Origin of the sequence: Mesorhizobium sp. BH1-1-5 (genome assembly GCF_020165615.1) — a bacterium.
GTDB lineage: Bacteria > Pseudomonadota > Alphaproteobacteria > Rhizobiales > Rhizobiaceae > Mesorhizobium.
The window spans coordinates 11,618-28,301 of sequence record NZ_JAIUIM010000004.1 but is presented as its reverse complement, the minus strand read 5'-3'; the positions used below and the strand labels follow the sequence as shown (position 1 = coordinate 28,301).

The following is a 16,684-nucleotide window of genomic DNA, read 5'->3' as shown; positions in this document are numbered from 1 at the left end:
TTTCATACGGGCACCAGAAATTGCGGCGCCCCCTTGTTCACGCAGGCCCCTGTTCACACAGGCCCCTGTTCACACAGGCTTTGTCTCAGCATGCGCGAATGCGCCGCCGTGTTCCAGCCCCTTGACGAAGACGCCGACCAGAAGCTCGATCTGATGCCAGATCTCCTCGCCCTGCCGGCTGTCCGAATTCGCCACATAGCCGCTGGTCACGATGCCATGCACGCTTGACCACAAGGTCCGCGCCGCAAGCGCCCGGCGGCCGTCGTCGAGATCGAAATCGCCTGCCTTGAGCACGCCGGCGACGATGTCGAAGAGCGCGTCGAGAAGCGCGTCATAGGCGTCCGGGCCGGGCCGCGTCGCGCGGCGGCGGTTGAAGGCAAGCACCGCCGGCCAACTGCCGGGATGCGCCTCGACGAAACGCACATAGGCGGCGGCCATCGCCAGGATGCGGTGCTGGACATCGGTCACCCCTTGCCTTTCGAGATCGGCCATCGCCGCCAAGCCTGTCGCGCCGAGCCGGTCGAGCAGCCGCATGTTGACGGCGCGATGCACCTCGTCGAGATCGGCAAACAGATTGTAGACGGATCCGACCGAAATGCCGGCCTGCTCGGCGATGGTGCGCGCCTTCAGGTTTTCGGCGCCGCCCTCGTTGAGCAGCGCCTCGGCAATGGCGAGCACCTTCTCGCTCATCTCTTCCTTGTCCAGCGCCATGCAGTTTCCTGTCCTTGTCCCCGGGCCGGTGCAGCCCGCCCGGCTTCATTCCATCGGCCTGCGTTTACCATGTCCAACACCTCATGAACAGCGTTCAAAATAATTCTTGAACAATGTTCATTTCATGTTATGTTTGCCTCGTGAACAACGTTCACATCAACAGGGAGAAGACCATGCTTAGCCTGATCAAGACATTGCTGGATGGCGCCAGCGCCCGGGCCGAGGACAATCTGAAGGACCGCTTCGCCATCGACCTTCTGGCCCAGCGCATCCGCGACGCGGAGGCGGGCCTCGCCGCCGCCAAGCAGACGCTCGCCTCGCTGATCGTGCGCCAGCGTGCCGAGCAGACCAGCCTCGACCAGCTCGACCGCCGCATCGCCGACCTGGAAACCCGCACGCTGAGCGCGCTTTCCGCCAACAACCAGACGCTTGCCGAAGGCGGCGCTTCCGCGATCGCCGAGCTCGAGAACGAGCGCGAGGTCCGCCGCGCCACCGTGAAGAGCCTCGGCGAGAAGACCTTGCGGATGCGTCTGTCCGTCGAACAGGCGCATCGCCGCATCATCGATCTCAACCAGGGCATGATTTCCGCCAGGGCGATCGATGCCGAACGCAAGGCGCAGTCGCGCCTCAACCGTTCGATCGGCCGCACCGCAAGCATCAACGAAGCGGAGGAACTGCTCGCCCGCATCAAGGCGAGCCCCGACCCGTTCGAGGAGGCCGGCATCCTCGACGAGATCGACGGCGAGCTGCGCCACGAGGCGATCCGCGAACGCCTCGCCGAAGCGGGTCATGGACCAGCCACCAAGGTACGCGCCCAGGATGTTCTTGAACGCCTGAAATCGCTCAACTGAACCTGAATTTTCCCAAACGGATCAAATCAAAGGAACACTAAGATGAACGGCAATCAGACCTATATCCTGTTCAACACCGTGTCGGTGGGCGCCGCCTATTTCATGCTGGCCCTGTCGCTGTGGCTGGCGCCGGTCGACCTCTCGACCAAGGGCTACTGGGCGATGGGCGTCCTCCTGCTCACCGGCAGCCTGGTGAACCTGGTCAAGTACCGCACCGACGAACGCATCTCCGCCGAGACCACCGCCAAGATTGAGAAGGCGCGCAATGAGAAGCTGATCAGCGAGTATGTCGGCAAGGATTGACCGCTTCCCGGTCGACAAGAAAAAGGCCCGGATCGCTCCGGGCCTTTTTTCGCTGAACTGAAGAAACCGCAGTCAGACTTAGCGGCGCGACAGCGCCTCGATCGCCTCGGCGGCGTCTTCCAGGATGCTGATCGCCTCGGCCTGCTTGTCTTCCGGCGCGTCGGCGATGTCGCCGAGAGCGGCGCGCAGCCGGTGGCGCAGCGCGCGGAACCGGTCGCGGGTTTCAGAGCGGCCGCGGGGTCCCTCGTCCTTGTCGTCGCCCCAGCCGAACCATTCGCGCGCCGCGGCCATCTTGCGGCCGAAACGCTCGAGATGGTCGAGCACGCCGTCGATCATCTCGCGGTTTTCCTCCTGATGCGCCCTGCCGGCCTCGGTGATCGAAAATACCTTCTTGTTGCCTTCGCTCGAGGAAACCGCGTAGCCCGCCTCCTCCAGGAAGGTCAGCGTCGGATAGACCACGCCCGGGCTCGGGCTGTAGACGCCGCTGGTGCGCTCTTCCAGCGCCTTGATGATGTCGTAGCCGTGGCGCGGCGCGTCGGCCAGCAGCGACAGCGTGATCAGCTTGAGATCGCCGTCGGCCAGCATGCGTCCGGCACGGAACATGTCGCCCGGGCCGCCGCGTCCGCCGCCCCGGCCGCCATGGCCGAACGGACCGAAGCCGCCACCCCCTCTGCCACCAAATTTGCCACCAAATTTGCCGGCCATGCGCATGAATATGCGCTCGCCGAAATGATTATGCCCGAAATGGTCGTGTCTGTGCATGGATTGCTCCTTGAGTTATATCTTACGATACATCTTAAGTAAGGCGTGCTTCTTACGGAGTCAAGATATATCTTACGATGTATCGCACGGTACGCCAAGGCCCCCCGGCATCGCTGAGATTTGGGAAGTGGAGTTGCCGCCTACCAACGGCCCTTGCGCCGGTTCCAGGCGTAGAGAAGGTCCGCGAAACGGTCATAGGCAAAGCGCGTCAGCGGCAGCACGACAGGATTGCCGAACAGGGTCGCCAGCCACCCCTCACCCGGCGTAAGCCGCCAGACCGCGATCGCCACATCGGCGCCGACCAGCAGCCGCCCGCTGGCGTCAGTCGCATGCAGCCGGCGGCGGATGTCTTCCAGCGAAGCGCCGAAGTCGGAAAGCGCTTCCGGTTCGAAATTGATGTCGCGGAATTCGACCCGGCCCGCCTTGACGGCTTCGATGAGCCGCCGCTTCTGGCGATTGATGCCGGCGTCGCACACCGGACAGCGCGTGTTGTACCAGACGGTCAGCCAAGGCTTGGGCATGGCGTGACTATCGGCGACCGAGCGCAGCGCCGCAATGTGACCGATCGGCCAGCCTGTTCCCTACGCTTCATCCAAGCGAGCTGATGATCTCGCGATAGGCGAATTCCGGGAACGCCTTCATCGTCCGCGTTTTGACATTGCCGCCCGACGACAACAGCAGCGCGAAGCGGGCGAGCACCGCATCGTCCGGAGCTTCGACGATGGCGACCATGTCGCATTCGCCCATGGTCAGGTAGAACGACTTGAACGAGCCGCCCATTTCCCCCAGCAGCTTCTTGGCGGCATCGAGCCGCTTCGGCGACTCCCGCACATTCCTGGCGCCCAACTCGGTCCAGTTGATAAGCACGATGTAGGTTGTCATGGCACACCTCCCTCCGGGGCCACGGTGCAGGCGTCTGGCCGTTGACGGCTGACGCCGGGCGGGCATCCGGCTTGTCGCCCACAATGCATCCGACCCCGGAATTATCCTCCTCTCGGGCAAACCCGGCAAGGCGGCATGAGAGGGTAGCCGGAAACGCAAAAAGGGCGCCAGAGGCGCCCTTTGGATCTTGGTGTGTTTGCGTTTCCGCTCAGCTGTCGAGGAAGCTTCTCAGCTTGCGCGAGCGGCTCGGATGCTTGAGCTTGCGCAGCGCCTTGGCCTCGATCTGTCGGATACGCTCGCGCGTGACCGAGAACTGCTGGCCGACTTCTTCCAGTGTATGGTCGGTGTTCATGCCGATGCCGAAGCGCATTCTGAGAACGCGTTCCTCGCGCGGCGTCAGCGAGGCAAGCACCCGCGTCGTCGTCTCGCGCAGATTGGCCTGGATCGCCGCGTCGATCGGCAGGATCGCCATCTTGTCCTCGATGAAGTCGCCCAGATGCGAATCCTCCTCGTCGCCGACAGGCGTTTCGAGCGAGATCGGCTCCTTGGCGATCTTCAAGACCTTGCGCACTTTTTCCAGCGGCATGGCGAGCTTCTCGGCCAGTTCTTCCGGCGTCGGCTCGCGGCCGATCTCGTGCAGCATCTGGCGCGAGGTGCGCACGATCTTGTTGATCGTCTCGATCATGTGCACCGGAATGCGGATGGTGCGCGCCTGGTCGGCGATCGAGCGGGTGATGGCCTGCCGGATCCACCAGGTGGCGTAGGTCGAGAACTTGTAGCCGCGGCGGTACTCGAACTTGTCGACCGCCTTCATCAGGCCGATATTGCCTTCCTGGATGAGATCCAGGAACTGCAGGCCGCGGTTGGTGTATTTCTTGGCGATGGAGATGACGAGGCGAAGGTTCGCCTCGACCATTTCCTTCTTGGCGATCGCGGCCTCGCGCTCGCCCTTCTGCACCTGGTTGACGATCTTGCGGAATTCCAGGATCGAGATCGCCGTTTCGGTGGCGAGGTTCTGGATCTCGGCGCGCAGCTCCTTGATCGCGTCCTTCTCGTTCTTGGTGAATTCCTTCCAGCCGCGCGAGGTCAGGTTGGCGATCGAGCGGGTCCAGTTCGGATCGAGCTCGGAGCCCTGATACTCCTTGAGGAATTCCTCGCGGCGCACGCCATAGCTCTCGGCGAGCCTAAGCAGCTTGCCCTCGTTCTGCACCAGGCGCTTGTTGATGTCGTAGAGCTGCTCGACCAGCGCCTCAATGCGCGCGGCATTTAGCGACAGCGACTTCACCGCCTTGATCAGCTGGTCCTTCAGCTCCTTCAGCCGACGGTCCTGGCTAGGCGAAAGCGTGCCGGCGGCGGCCAGACGGTTCTCGACCTGCTGGTCCTGCAGCTTGCGCAGCTTCTTGTAGGTGTCGGCGATGACGTCGAGCGTCTCCATCACCTGCGGGCGCAGTTCCGCTTCCATCGCGGCCAGCGACAGGCTCGCCTCGTCCTCGTCGTCTTCCTCTTCCTCAAGCCCGCGCGTGTCGCCGCCGACATTGGTGATGTCGTCTTCTTCCTCGCGTGCCGCCGCGCGGCCGCGCGGCTTTTCCTCGGGCTTGGGCGCTTCCTCGATGCGTTCGACGACGGGCGCCTGCTTGGCCTCGGGGCCGGCATAGGTCGCCTCGAGGTCGATGATCTCGCGCAGCAGGATCTTCGATTCGTTGAGCTCGTCGCGCCAGATGATGATGGCCTGGAAGGTCAGCGGGCTTTCGCAAAGGCCCGCGATCATCGTCTCACGGCCGGCCTCGATGCGCTTGGCAATGGCGATTTCGCCCTCGCGCGACAGCAATTCCACCGAGCCCATCTCGCGCAGATACATGCGCACCGGGTCGTCGGTGCGATCGGTCGGCTCTTTCTTGGTGGTCGTGGCGGCAACGGCGGTGCCGGTCTGCTCGGCGAGCTCGTTGGCGTCTTCCTCGGTGTCGGCGGGCGCTTCGGCCTCGGTCTCTTCACCCTGCTCGTCGTCCTCGACGACATTGATGCCCATGTCGTTGAGCATCGCATTGATGTCTTCGATTCGGTCCGGATCCGTCTCTTCCGAGGGCAGCACCGCATTGAGCTCGTCGAGCGTGACATAGCCGCGTTTCTTCGCGGCCTTGATCATCTTCTTGACAGCATCGTCGGAAAGGTCGAGCAGGGGGCCATCGGTGGCGCCTTCGCGTTCGGTCTCGACCTCTTCCTTTTCCTTTGTCGCCATTCTTTGTCGTCTCCAAGCGGCCGAATATCGAGGCCGCGTAAACTGCCGGACCGGTTATGCTGGACGCGCTCGCACCAGAACGCTTTTCACCGGCCCAGTAACCGCGTCATCTCTTTTGTTTTGTGCACGTCGCTGTCCCAAACCGGTTTCCACTTTTGGGCGACATGCATTAAGTCCAGATTAACCCTGATATCTGGAGCAGGCACTTTGCCTGTCCAGACGTCACCGATACCTCACATCGCTCAAATTTCCCGCGACGCCGGGGCACGGTTAACGTTTCGAATCGTCCTGATTCCGCCAATCTGCCAGAAGGTCAAGCGCCTCTGGCATGATTCGCATGAAAAAAGCGAATCAATTACCCGACTTAGCGGCGTCGATTCGACGCGCTGCACATTTCCACTTCATTTCCGGGAGCAGTCCGGCCTAAACGCGTCCAACCCTGCCCGACGAAACGCCGAACCCTTCGATCAGCGCTTCCGTTGCCTGCACATCGTTGAATTGCGCTTGAATCTCGACGAGATGCCGGAAGTTTTCGTCCGAAGGATCTGCATCGAGCGCCGCCTGCGCCTGTTTCAGCTCTCTATGTAATGTGCGGGCGCTACGCTGCAAGTGCAGCGCCTGGTTGAAGGCGTCGCGGGCATCGTCGAGCGCCGCTGTCTCGAGTGCGGGCCATTGCCGCGCGCGTTTGATCAACTCCACCGCCCGCTCCCAGATGCCGCCGCAGCCGGCGCGCTCGATGGTGGCGATGACCGCGCCGCGCTCGTCGGCCGCGTCATGCGCCATGGCGTCGAGGATGGCGACGTGGAGTTTGCGCAAATCCGAATTGGCCAGGTCGAGGAATTCGACATGCGCGAAATTCTCGTCGATCAGCGCCGGATGATTGACCAGGGCCACGATGATCGTCGCCTCGCGCACCGGCATGCCCTCGCCGCCGCGCTTGACCAGCGCCGACTGTCCGAGGCTTTCGCTGATCGCCATGCGGCCGCCTCCACCCTTGGCGAACTGCCCGCCGGGTGCCGCGGCCTTGCCCTGGCCGCGCTCTCCCGGCCGGCCTCCTTCGTGCCGGCCCTGCCTGGCGTCGCGCTGGGCGCCGAAGAAACTCCGCACCCGCTCGCGCATTACCTGTTGATATTCGTAGCGCACACTCTCGTCGCGGATACGGCTGGCGAGCTCACTCAGCCTCTTTCCCAGTTCGGCGCGACGCTCCGGCGTTTCGAAGACGCCGCCGGCGGTCTCCCGCATCCATAGTAGGTCGACGAGCGGCCGCGCCTCCGCCAGCACCGCCCGGAAGGCGTCCGGCCCCTCGGCCTTGACCAGATCGTCGGGGTCCTTGCCTTCCGGCAGCAAGGCAAAACGAGCCGAGCGTCCGGCCTGCACCGAAGGCAGGGCCAGGTCCGCGGCACGCCATGCCGCTTTCAATCCGGCCTTGTCGCCGTCGAAGCACAGCACCGGCTCCGGCGCCATGCGCCACAAAAGTTCGAGCTGATTTTCGGTGAGCGCCGTGCCGAGCGGCGCCACGGAGTTCTCGAAGCCGGCCTGCGCCAGCGCGATCACGTCCATATAGCCTTCGACCGCGATGACGGTGCCGCCCTTGGCCAGCGCCTTGCGGGCGCGGGCGAAATTGTAGAGCACGTTGCCCTTGTGGAAGAGCTCGGTGTCGGGCGAGTTCATGTATTTGGCGAGCGCATCGGGCGCCAGCGCGCGCCCACCGAAGGCGATGATCTTGCCGCGCGAATCCGGGATTGGGAACATGATGCGGTCGCGGAACCAGTCATAGGAGACCGGAATGTCGTCGCCATGCCGCACCAGTCCGCAGGCCTCGATATCGGCCTTCGGCACGCCCTTTGCCGCCAGGTGCTCTTTCAAGGCATTGCGGCTGTCGGGCGCGAAGCCAAGCCGGAACGATTGCTGTGTCGCCGACGTCAGTCCGCGTTCCCTCAGATAGGCGCGGGCTTTTGCCCCTTCCGGGCTCTGCAGCCGCTCCTGGAAAAAGGTGGTCGCCATCTCCATGACGTCGGTGAGGCTGGCGCGTTCCTTCTCGCGCCGCTCTTCCCGTTCATCGCGCACCGGCATCGGCACGCCGGCCATCTCGGCGATCTTCTCGACCGCCTCGGGAAAGCTCATGCCGTCGAGCTCGGTAAGGAACTTGAAGTGATCGCCCGACACCGAGCAGCCGAAGCAGTGGTAGCGGCCCTTCTTGTCCTCGCAATGGAAGGACGGGCTTTTCTCGCCGTGGAATGGGCAGCAGGCCCAATAGTCGCCACGCGACGCGTTGGTCTTCCTCCTATCCCACGCGACGCGCGCGCCGATGACCGATGAAATCGGCACACGGTCGCGTATCTCGTCGAGGAAGGCGGGCGGAAAGCGCATCGGGGAACTCGTTTGCCCTCCATATAAGCAAGCCGCCTGGCAAGGGCGACCCCGTCCGCCCTATCGTACCCGCTTTTCACAGACGAAAAGAAGGCGGCCGGGTGGCCGCCTTCTTTTTGGATTCCTGCTTGTCGCGATTTACTGCGCGGCGATCGCGCCGAAGATGATGCCGGAAAGGATGCTGACCAGCACATAGTCGTTGCCGACGCGGATCCATTCCTGACCGGGGCCGGGGCGGCGCAGGCCGTAGCGGTTCCAGTCGCGGACCGGCTGGTGGCGCTTCCAGCTGGAATAGCGCTGGCCGTTGCGCCAATGGTTGCGCTTCACCACCTTCTTCTTGACGATGACGCGCTTGTCGACATGCCGGTTGGGCTTCTGCCAGTCGACCTGCGTGTAGTTCGACTGCGGCGCGCTCGGCTGGGCGAGCGGCGCGGCCTGGCCGGAGAAGGCTGAGGCGGCCAGCATGGAGGCGGTGACGGCGGAAAGTATGAGACGCTTCATGGTCGGTACTCCTTGTTGTCGATAGGCAGAGGAATAGCCGCCAATGGATGAACTGAAACTGAACATGAAAATTACAATTTTGTAATGGTTTCCGATGCTTGCAGAGCCTGCTTCAACAAGGCTTCGGATCGCGTCGGCCGTGCGATCCCGGCATCGCTTCCGAGCGAAAGCGCCGCCGCCAGGCGCATGCAACCAATGCTTCCGCCATTCATTTCCGACATGCGCCGTCGAGCCGAGACTATCATCGCATCAGAAAAATCTATTATTCGGCTAATCTTAATTGGTATATTTCCACGCATTGAAATGATTGAGATTCGTCCTTCTCTCCACATTGCCAGAGCCACCTTGCGAGGTGGGCTGTGAGCGGCTCCGTCGTCCTCCTGCACCTTGCCGGCGCGGTGGCGCTGATGCTGTTCGCCACCCGCATGGTGAAGACAGGGGTCGAGCGCGCCTATGGCGACGTGCTGCGCCACAGGCTGCGCGCCACCATGCGCAATCCGATCATGGCGGTGCTGGCCGGCTGTGGGCTGGCGGTCGCGCTGCAGAGCTCGACCGCGGTGACGCTGCTGGTCGGCTCCTTCGCCGGCGCCGGCATCGTTTCGGGCGCCGCCGGGCAATTGGCCGTGCGCGGCGCCGAGATCGGCTCGGCGCTGGTGGCCAAACTGCTCACCTTCGACCTCACGCTTCTGGTGCCGCTCTGCCTGATCGCGGGCACGGTCATGTTCATGGCCACCGAGCGGCGCGACTGGCGGCAGCTGGGCCGTATCCTGATCGGGGTCGGCCTGCTGATCCTGTCGCTGGAGATGATCGGCCAGGCGTCGGAGCCGCTGCGCAACAGCCAGTTGATGCCGTTGATCATCAATTATTTCTCGGGCGACTCCATAACCACCTATCTCCTGGCCGCGCTGGTCACCTGGTTGTTCCAGTCCAGCATCGCCGCAGTCCTCTTGATGGCGACGCTGGCGGGCCGCGGGCTGATCACGCCGGAGCTCGGCGTGGTGCTGGTGCTTGGCGTCAACCTCGGCTCGTCGCTGATCGCGCCGATGCTGACGCGGTCGGCGCCGCCGGAGGTGCGCATCGTGCCGATCGGCAATCTCCTGATGCGCGGGCTCGGCTCACTGATCATGCTGGTCCTGATCATGACCTTCAAGCCGGACGTCGCCTTCCTCGGCAAGACCGCGCCGGATCAGATCGTCAACGCCCACATTTTGTTCAACGTGCTGATCCTGCTCGCCGGACTGCCGTTGGCCGGCCTCGTCTACCGCGCGTCCGAAAAGATCGTGGCGCTGGGCAGCAAGCCGCAACCGGCCGCCACACTTGAAGTCGTCGAGCTGTCGGCGCTGAACGAGAGCGCCCTCGATACGCCGAGCCAGGCGCTGGCCAACGCGACGCGCGAGGTGGTGCGGGTCTGCGAGACGGTCGAGATCATGCTGAAGCGCATCATCGAGCTCTACGAGGATGCCGACCCCGCCAAGATCAAGGCGCTTGCCGCGCTCGACGACCGCGTCGACCGGAAGCACGCCGCGATCAAGCTCTATCTCGCCAAGATCACCAGGAATCCGCTAACCGAGGACGAGGCCTTGCGGTGCCAGGAGTTGATCGGCGCCTGCGTCAAGCTGGAGCAGGTCGGCGACATCATCGTGCGCAACATGCTGGTGCATGTGAAGAAGAAGCTGGAGCGCGGTCTGGAGTTCACGCCCGAAGGCTGGCAGGAGCTTTGCGCCTTCCATTCCTCTGTGCTTGCCAATGCGCGGCTCGCCTTCAACGTGCTGGTCTCGCGCGATCCGGAAACCGCCAGGCAGCTGGTGCTGGAAAAAGATCTGCTGCGCGAGCGCGAGAAGGAAACAAGCGCCAGCCATTTTGTGCGGCTGCGCGACGGCACGGCCAAGAGCGTCGAGACCAGTTCGATCCATCTCGATACCATTCGCGATCTGAAGCAGATCAACTCGCTGCTGGCTTCGATGGCCTATCCCGTGCTTGAGGAACGCGGCCTGCTTGGCGGCTCGCGGCTGAAGGCCAGCTGAGGCTCGGCGGTTGCGGCCGAGAAAATTAGGCTTTGCTCATCCTCGCTTCCGTCGGCTAAGGATCACCTGAGGACCTGATGGGAGGACGATCGGTCGATGGATACGCATTCGCGCAGCTTCGCCAAGGCACTCTCATGGCGCGCCACCGGCACGATCGACACGATGATCATATCGCTGGTGGTCACCGGCAGCATCAAGCTCGCTGCCACCATCGGCCTCACCGAAGTCGTCACCAAGTCGCTGCTCTACTACCTGCATGAACGGGCCTGGCTGAAGATCCCGTATGGACGCAAAACGCCCGCATAGCGGAGCGATAGGCCGGCTCGGATCGGTCCAGTCAAGAAAAGCTAAAGCGCCATCGTCAATTTCTGCATTGCCGTGCCCGCCCGGGCGTGGTTTGAGGCATGCATTCCTCCCAAATGTTTTGAATCATGCTGCCGCTGATTGCCCTTTTCCTTGCCGCCTTCGCCTTCGGCACCACCGAATTCGTCATCGCCGGCGTGCTGCCGGAGGTGGCTCAGGGCCTTGGCGTTTCGGTGCCGACCGCCGGCTATCTCGTCTCCGGCTATGCCTGCGGCATTGCCATCGGCGGCCCGCTGCTGGCGCTCACGACGAGCAAAGTCTCGCGTAAGACGCTGTTGATCGGACTCACGATCGCCTTCACACTCGGCCAGGTGGCCTGCGCGCTGGCGCCTGATTTCACCTCGATGCTTCTGCTGCGTATTGCGACTGCCGTGGCGCATGGCTGCTATTTCGGCGTCGCCATGGTGGTTGCGGTCAGCCTTGTGCGCGAGGACCAGCGCGGCCGGGCGGTCGCGGTCATTCTCTCGGGACTGACGGTTTCCAACGTCATCGGCGTGCCCGCCGGCACCGCGATCGGCAGCCTTTGGGGTTGGCGCGCGACCTTCTGGGTGATGGGCGCGCTGGGCATCATCGCGATCCTCGCCATGCTGGCGCTGTTGCCGCGAACGGCGGGCGCCGCCAACCGGCCCGCCGAGCTGGCGCGCGAAGTTCGGGTGCTCGGCCGCCAGCAGGTCTGGACGTCGCTGATCCTCATGCTGATGCTGATGATCAGCCAGTTTGCGCTGTTCACCTACATCACGCCGATGCTGCTCGAAGTGACCGGCCTCGACCAGAGCCTGATCCCCTGGGTGCTTTTGCTCAACGGCGTCGGCGCCACGATCGGCGTCCTGGTCGGCGGCAAGCTCGCCGACTGGAAGCTGATGCCGTCGCTGATCGTCATGCTCGCCCTGCAGGCGGTGGCGCTTGGCGTCATCCATCTTGTCAGCCCCTACCCGGTGCCGATGGTCGTCGCCATCGTCGTCTGGGGTGGTCTCAACTTCGCCATCGGCGCGCCGATCCAGACGCGCATCCTCGCCTGGACGGCCGATGCTTCGAACCTCGCTTCCGCGCTGATCCCGTCCGGCTTCAATGTCGGCATCGCGCTCGCAGCCTCGCTGGGCGCGGCGATGCTCAATGCCGGCTACGGCTATCGCAGCCTGCCGCTGGCCGGCGCCCTGGCCATGCTGGTGGCGGTGGTGGTGGCCGTCGCCTCGCAGGCCTGGGAATGGCGCAGCCGCGCGACGCCGCCACTGCCGGCAGCGGCGGAATAGCTGGCCTCAGACCTGCGGCCGCGACGAGCCCGGCACGCCCGAAAGGATGGAAGCCAGGCTTTGAAGACCTTCCTTCAACCGCTCCCGATTGGGGGTAGCGCCCAGCGCCAGGCGGAAGCCGTTGGCGAAGTCGTCTCCGACCGCGAACTCTTCTGCGGGGCTGATGGCCAGCCCTCGGCGGCGGGCGATGTCGGCGAATTCGGCCGAGCGCAACTGGCTCTGCAACGGATACCACAGATGCAGGCTGGACTCCGCCGCCACAAAGCCTTCGGGCAGGATGTTGCGCGCGATCTCTTGCCTGGCCTGCGCTTCGGCGCGCACGGCGGCGGTGATTTCCCCGGCAAGGCCGCTGCGCAGCCATTCGCAGGCAAGGCCCGTCATCAGCGGCGGCGCCATCATCGTCGTGCCGCGTATCGCTGCCGCGACCCGCTCCGCGGCTTGCTGATCGGGCGCCGCCAGGAAAGCCGTACGCAGGAAAGGCGAGATGCACTTCGCCAATGTCGCGACATGGAAGGTCCGCTCCGGCGCCAGCTTCAGAAAGGCCGGCGGAGGTGCAGCCAGCAACCTTCTGTAAGGATCGTCCTCGACGATGGTCAGCTCGAGCTTTGCGGCCATGCGGGCGAGTTCGCGCCGCCGGCCTTCGGGCATGACGGATGCGGTCGGATTCTGCAGCGTCGGATTGAGGTAGAGAACGTGGGCGCCATGCCGTCGCGCCGCCTGTTCGAGATCGTCGGGCCGCATGCCCTCGCCGTCGCTTGCGACGGCGGCAAGCCTGCGTCGCGTGGCCCCGGCCAGCGCGATCAGCCCGGGATAGGTCAGCGCATCGGCAAGGATCGTGTCGCCTTCGCGGGTCTCTGACAGGAGCACGGCCGTGAGCAGCGCCTGCGCGCCCGAGCCGACAACGACCCTGTCGACCGGCAGCCTGTCCCCCGTTTCGGCCAGCCATGACGAGCCGACGGCGCGCTCCACGGGCGAGCCCGGACCGGGATGGTAGGAAAGCAACGCTTCGGCGCTGGAGCGCTTCAGCAACCCCTCGATGCCCGTCCTGATCAAGGCCGGCAGGTTGAGGCCGGCCGGTGCCGGCGGAATGTTCATGCTGAGATCGAGGACGGGCTCTTCAGGTTCGCCCGGCGTGACGAAGGTGCCCCGGCCCGCCGTCGCGTCGATAAGGTTCCTGCGCCGCGCTTCGGAAAAAGCCCGCGTGACGGTCGTAAGATCGACCCCGAGCAGCCGGGCAAGCTCCCGCTGCGGCGGCAACCGGTCTCCAGGCTGCAAGCGGCCGTTCGAGCGGGCATCCGCCAGGGCGCCAACGATCTGCAGATAGACCGGTCGCGGCCCCGCCTCCAGGACCGGGAGCCAGCCGATGTCACTTTCGCCCGTCACTTTCACCATCCATACATTTTGTCGCATTGTATGCATACAAGAATGATATATGTATGCATGAGAGACCTCAAGGCCGGTCTGGCCACCCGCGAGGTCCACTGGAGCGACGATCATGGAAGACCTTGCGCATTATCCACGTCTGATACCTTGGCAGGTAGGGATCCGGGGCCGCTGCCCGCGCTGCGGCGAGGGCCACCTGTTCGAAGGATTCCTGAAGCTGGCGCCGAAATGCGATGTTTGCGGGCTCGACTATTCCTTTGCCGATCCCGCCGACGGCCCTGCCTTCTTCGTCATCTGCTTTGCCTGCGTGCCTTCGGTGCTCTTCGCCGTGTGGGCGCAGGTGACCTTCGAGCCCTCCATGTGGTTCCACGCCTTCGTTTCGATCCCGATCGTTCTCGCGACCTGCATCCCGCCGCTCAGGCCGCTCAAGGGCTGGCTCGTGGCAAGCCAGTTTTACCACAAGGCGGAAGAAGGCAGGCTGGCCAGGCCCGGCGAGTGACCTTTAAAGGTCGATACGGAATTTGAGGCTCTCCGCGCCGCCATAGGCGGCGTCCTCGAAGAAGCGGCCGATGAGCCTGCCGCCATTGGTCGCGATCACCTTCTGCGATGCCGGATTGCCCGGCTTCGCAGTGATCTCGACATAGTCGAGTCCGACCGCCCTCGCCTCTTCCAGCATCAGCCGCAGCGCTTCGGTGGCATAGCCGCGGCCCCGCTTCCACGGCACCACCGCATAGCCGATATGGCCAAGCACATGCGAAGGCAGCGCCGACGTGCCCTTCTGCCAGCGAAAGCCGATCGAACCGGCGGCCTCGCCGTCCCAGATCCAGCGCCGGAAGCCCGGCAGCCGCGCGACCTTGGCGCCGTCGGGCAAGGTGATGGGCGGCCCTTTCGCTTCGGGGTCGTCGAGGCCGGCGAGGAATTCGACGGGATCTTTCTCGATCGCCTCGAGCTGCTCGCGCGTCGCTTCCAGCAGCCGCACATTGTCGGGCGACCACCCGCGCTCCAGCGCCGCCTTGTAGGACGGCAAATGTTCGAGCGCGGGTTTGACGATTTCGATCATGGCTCGTTTCCTGTCGAGACCGACATAGCCACCACGCGGATCGCTCTCAAGTCGCCTGGAACTGGATTTCGTCCTTGTTCAGGAAACAGGCCTTGTCGAACAGCGACAGGTCGAGGGGGTTGGGCAGCCGGATATCGCCGATATCCGGAAATGGTTTCCGAGCGGAATCATATGATCTGTCGACCTGCGAGATGAAGACCAGCACCAGCCCGCGCTCCCGGGCAAACGATCTCAAGGCGCTTATCTGGACCATGAGCTCGGGATTCTCCCGTCTCTGGTCGAGCAGTTGCAGATAGTCGACGACCGCCAGCGTGCCGCGCGGCGCCGAGCGCAACGCCTCGATGATATGGTCGGCGCTGATGGCGTCGGAATTGTCGAACTCGAACAGGTGGGCGAAATCGGCCGGTTCGACGCCGATGTCCCGGAACCGGTCCAGGATGTCGGCGTGCATGTATTCCAGGGTGAAGAACACGGCGCGACTGCCTTGCTTCATGGCCGCCACGGCGAGCTCGAGGCTCATCAGCGTCTTGCCCTGGCCCGGCCGCGCCGCCACGAGAACCATGTCGCCGGGTATCAGCCGCGCCAACAGGACGCCGGCGGGCGCGGCCTCGGCGGCTTTCGCCGCGAGCAGGCTCCAGCTGCCAAAACCTTGGCTGGCGGCAACGCGGTCGAGCGCCTGATGCAGGGGCACATTTTCCCGCCGGGAAAGGAGCCTCGCCTGACGCTTCAAATGATAGACGGGTGCGGAAAGCCGCATCGAAAAACCTCCTGCTGCGAGCAGTCTCGACAACCCCTCCTTATGCCTGGCGCTCGAACAGTTGGTCGGGTGATGGACTGCCCTGCATGAACGATGCTTCCCGATGGAGGGAGGAGGCGTGGGCGCGCGCCGGAATCACATGATAATCGAAACTTCGCAAATCGAAAATCGCGGACCTTCGGAATAGACCCGGGAAGATACGCCGCAGCTGCTCCGCACGGCGCCTATCAGCTCATGAAACCGAGTTCTTGAAATGCTCGTGACGCTCCAGGATGCATTGGCGCGGGAACGTTCCTCCACGCAGTCCGCGGGTTGAGGGCGGCGAGGCTCGGATGAATCCTGGGCAACTTTTGGCGGTGTTCCAGCAGCGTTCTCGTGATTGCCTGCATGTCGTCGACCGACGCGCCAGAGGACACGACCAGCACTGTCTGAACGAACGATGTAGGAATGTCGCCATCGCACAGGCCAGGATAGGCGCTTTGGGGGATGATGCCGCTTCCGTGTCCCCACTCCCGCGCCAGATGCGAGATGACCTTGTTGGGGAGAGGAGCTAGGCGCAGCCCCTTGGTGGCCGTTGCCTGTGCGATGCTTCGGGCCGGTAGCGTTGTCGCGCCAAAGACATAGTCGATCTCTCTTTGCGCCAGCGCATCGACCAGCGCATCATATCCTCGGAGGACGATCTTGCCCCCGCGTCGCACGATGTCCTTGTAGGATGTCTGGCAAAAGCCGAGGACACGGCGGAATACAAGTTCGTCCGTCGTGTCTTCGGGCGGAGCGCCAAAGCGCAAACCGTCCTTATGCAGGGCCTCGGACAAATCGGCCGGCCCATTGGGTCCCTTCAGCAGATTGTAGGGAAGAGGCGACCAACCCGTTCCAAGCACGTTCAACCTATCCATCGGGCTGATGAACGGTTCGCCACCGTTCCTCGCCGCGCTGGTCACGACATCTATGCTCATCGCGACGTGAGCGTGGCCCGCTTGGACGCTCTCGAGATTGCTGCGGCCACCGCCCGCGACAAGCTGGATGTTGAGTCCGGGATTGGCTTCGTTGATCAGCGCCACGAGGCCTTCACTCATCTCGTACCAGCCGTCGCCCGGATTGCCACCCAGCCAGTTCAGTTTGCGTTTCGCCTGTGCCATCGGTCGCTCCCTTCATTCGTCGGAGCCATTGTGGGGGTGGCAGATTAATTGTAAAATTAAATGTTTCGATGTTTTTAATCGCAATTCAGGAT

Annotated in this window: 17 protein-coding genes; 6 read left to right on the top strand and 11 right to left on the bottom strand. The window is 63.8% G+C overall.

Annotated elements, in window-relative coordinates; translation table 11 throughout:
* Positions 1 to 69: 69 nt before the first annotated feature.
* Positions 70 to 711 (bottom strand): TetR/AcrR family transcriptional regulator, encoded by a 642-nt coding sequence (locus tag LB572_RS06470; RefSeq protein WP_140804350.1) that lies wholly within the window; start codon positions 709 to 711, stop codon positions 70 to 72.
* A gap of 173 nt (positions 712 to 884) precedes the next feature.
* On the opposite strand from LB572_RS06470, the gene LB572_RS06465 reads away from it, so the two are divergent.
* Positions 885 to 1,562 carry a PspA/IM30 family protein gene (locus LB572_RS06465; protein WP_224667145.1) on the top strand — a complete coding sequence of 226 codons (678 nt, stop codon included), beginning with the start codon at positions 885 to 887 and terminating at the stop codon, positions 1,560 to 1,562.
* A 42-nt stretch (positions 1,563 to 1,604) separates the two neighbouring features.
* A complete protein-coding gene (locus tag LB572_RS06460; protein WP_140804354.1) occupies positions 1,605 to 1,865 on the top strand; it encodes a YiaA/YiaB family inner membrane protein in 261 nt (86 codons plus the stop codon).
* 78 nt (positions 1,866 to 1,943) lie between these two features.
* Here the strand turns inward: LB572_RS06460 and LB572_RS06455 are convergent, their stop codons facing one another.
* From LB572_RS06455 to LB572_RS06430, 6 genes are all read right to left on the bottom strand, one after another.
* Positions 1,944 to 2,627, bottom strand: a complete 684-nt coding sequence (locus LB572_RS06455; protein WP_224667144.1) for a PadR family transcriptional regulator — start codon at positions 2,625 to 2,627, stop codon at positions 1,944 to 1,946.
* Between the two features lie 140 nt (positions 2,628 to 2,767).
* On the bottom strand, positions 2,768 to 3,148 hold the full coding sequence (locus LB572_RS06450; RefSeq protein ID WP_224667143.1) for a thiol-disulfide oxidoreductase DCC family protein: 381 nt from the start codon (positions 3,146 to 3,148) through the stop codon (positions 2,768 to 2,770).
* Between the two features lie 67 nt (positions 3,149 to 3,215).
* Positions 3,216 to 3,509, bottom strand: a complete 294-nt coding sequence (locus LB572_RS06445) for a GYD domain-containing protein (RefSeq protein WP_042646984.1) — start codon at positions 3,507 to 3,509, stop codon at positions 3,216 to 3,218.
* Between the two features lie 208 nt (positions 3,510 to 3,717).
* On the bottom strand, positions 3,718 to 5,745 hold the full coding sequence (gene rpoD, locus LB572_RS06440) for an RNA polymerase sigma factor RpoD (protein ID WP_140804358.1): 2,028 nt from the start codon (positions 5,743 to 5,745) through the stop codon (positions 3,718 to 3,720).
* Between the two features lie 423 nt (positions 5,746 to 6,168).
* The gene (gene dnaG, locus LB572_RS06435; protein ID WP_224667142.1) at positions 6,169 to 8,115 is read right to left on the bottom strand and encodes a DNA primase; all 1,947 of its coding nucleotides are present in this window, start codon (positions 8,113 to 8,115) and stop codon (positions 6,169 to 6,171) included.
* Positions 8,116 to 8,253: 138 nt separating this feature from the next.
* Complete coding sequence (locus LB572_RS06430) at positions 8,254 to 8,616, bottom strand: RcnB family protein (RefSeq protein ID WP_140804362.1); 363 nt, start codon at positions 8,614 to 8,616, stop codon at positions 8,254 to 8,256.
* A gap of 359 nt (positions 8,617 to 8,975) precedes the next feature.
* On the opposite strand from LB572_RS06430, the gene LB572_RS06425 reads away from it, so the two are divergent.
* From LB572_RS06425 to LB572_RS06415, 3 genes are all read left to right on the top strand, one after another.
* Entirely contained in the window at positions 8,976 to 10,640 is a 1,665-nt protein-coding gene (locus LB572_RS06425; protein ID WP_140804364.1) for a Na/Pi cotransporter family protein, read from the top strand.
* A 96-nt stretch (positions 10,641 to 10,736) separates the two neighbouring features.
* On the top strand, positions 10,737 to 10,946 hold the full coding sequence (locus tag LB572_RS06420) for a DUF2061 domain-containing protein (RefSeq protein WP_040989497.1): 210 nt from the start codon (positions 10,737 to 10,739) through the stop codon (positions 10,944 to 10,946).
* A gap of 122 nt (positions 10,947 to 11,068) precedes the next feature.
* Positions 11,069 to 12,253 (top strand): MFS transporter, encoded by a 1,185-nt coding sequence (locus LB572_RS06415; RefSeq protein WP_224667334.1) that lies wholly within the window; start codon positions 11,069 to 11,071, stop codon positions 12,251 to 12,253.
* Positions 12,254 to 12,259: 6 nt separating this feature from the next.
* Here the strand turns inward: LB572_RS06415 and LB572_RS06410 are convergent, their stop codons facing one another.
* The gene (locus LB572_RS06410; protein ID WP_224667141.1) at positions 12,260 to 13,636 is read right to left on the bottom strand and encodes a PLP-dependent aminotransferase family protein; all 1,377 of its coding nucleotides are present in this window, start codon (positions 13,634 to 13,636) and stop codon (positions 12,260 to 12,262) included.
* A 112-nt stretch (positions 13,637 to 13,748) separates the two neighbouring features.
* On the opposite strand from LB572_RS06410, the gene LB572_RS06405 reads away from it, so the two are divergent.
* Positions 13,749 to 14,135 (top strand): DUF983 domain-containing protein, encoded by a 387-nt coding sequence (locus tag LB572_RS06405; RefSeq protein ID WP_140804369.1) that lies wholly within the window; start codon positions 13,749 to 13,751, stop codon positions 14,133 to 14,135.
* A 3-nt stretch (positions 14,136 to 14,138) separates the two neighbouring features.
* Here the strand turns inward: LB572_RS06405 and LB572_RS06400 are convergent, their stop codons facing one another.
* The 3 genes from LB572_RS06400 to LB572_RS06390 form a co-directional block, all read right to left on the bottom strand.
* Positions 14,139 to 14,696 carry a GNAT family N-acetyltransferase gene (locus tag LB572_RS06400; RefSeq protein ID WP_140804371.1) on the bottom strand — a complete coding sequence of 186 codons (558 nt, stop codon included), beginning with the start codon at positions 14,694 to 14,696 and terminating at the stop codon, positions 14,139 to 14,141.
* A 46-nt stretch (positions 14,697 to 14,742) separates the two neighbouring features.
* Complete coding sequence (locus LB572_RS06395; RefSeq protein WP_224667140.1) at positions 14,743 to 15,453, bottom strand: DNA helicase; 711 nt, start codon at positions 15,451 to 15,453, stop codon at positions 14,743 to 14,745.
* A 227-nt stretch (positions 15,454 to 15,680) separates the two neighbouring features.
* Entirely contained in the window at positions 15,681 to 16,592 is a 912-nt protein-coding gene (locus LB572_RS06390; protein WP_224667139.1) for a TAXI family TRAP transporter solute-binding subunit, read from the bottom strand.
* Positions 16,593 to 16,684 lie beyond the last annotated feature (92 nt).

Coding starts and splice junctions, on each gene's coding strand:
- LB572_RS06470 (WP_140804350.1), bottom strand. CDS start 711: ATGGCGCTGGACAAGGAAGAGATGAGCGAGAAGGTGCTCGCCATTGCC.
- LB572_RS06465 (WP_224667145.1), top strand. CDS start 885: ATGCTTAGCCTGATCAAGACATTGCTGGATGGCGCCAGCGCCCGGGCC.
- LB572_RS06460 (WP_140804354.1), top strand. CDS start 1,605: ATGAACGGCAATCAGACCTATATCCTGTTCAACACCGTGTCGGTGGGC.
- LB572_RS06455 (WP_224667144.1), bottom strand. CDS start 2,627: ATGCACAGACACGACCATTTCGGGCATAATCATTTCGGCGAGCGCATA.
- LB572_RS06450 (WP_224667143.1), bottom strand. CDS start 3,148: ATGCCCAAGCCTTGGCTGACCGTCTGGTACAACACGCGCTGTCCGGTG.
- LB572_RS06445 (WP_042646984.1), bottom strand. CDS start 3,509: ATGACAACCTACATCGTGCTTATCAACTGGACCGAGTTGGGCGCCAGG.
- rpoD (WP_140804358.1), bottom strand. CDS start 5,745: ATGGCGACAAAGGAAAAGGAAGAGGTCGAGACCGAACGCGAAGGCGCC.
- dnaG (WP_224667142.1), bottom strand. CDS start 8,115: ATGCGCTTTCCGCCCGCCTTCCTCGACGAGATACGCGACCGTGTGCCG.
- LB572_RS06430 (WP_140804362.1), bottom strand. CDS start 8,616: ATGAAGCGTCTCATACTTTCCGCCGTCACCGCCTCCATGCTGGCCGCC.
- LB572_RS06420 (WP_040989497.1), top strand. CDS start 10,737: ATGGATACGCATTCGCGCAGCTTCGCCAAGGCACTCTCATGGCGCGCC.
- LB572_RS06405 (WP_140804369.1), top strand. CDS start 13,749: ATGGAAGACCTTGCGCATTATCCACGTCTGATACCTTGGCAGGTAGGG.
- LB572_RS06400 (WP_140804371.1), bottom strand. CDS start 14,696: ATGATCGAAATCGTCAAACCCGCGCTCGAACATTTGCCGTCCTACAAG.
- LB572_RS06395 (WP_224667140.1), bottom strand. CDS start 15,453: ATGCGGCTTTCCGCACCCGTCTATCATTTGAAGCGTCAGGCGAGGCTC.
- LB572_RS06390 (WP_224667139.1), bottom strand. CDS start 16,592: ATGGCACAGGCGAAACGCAAACTGAACTGGCTGGGTGGCAATCCGGGC.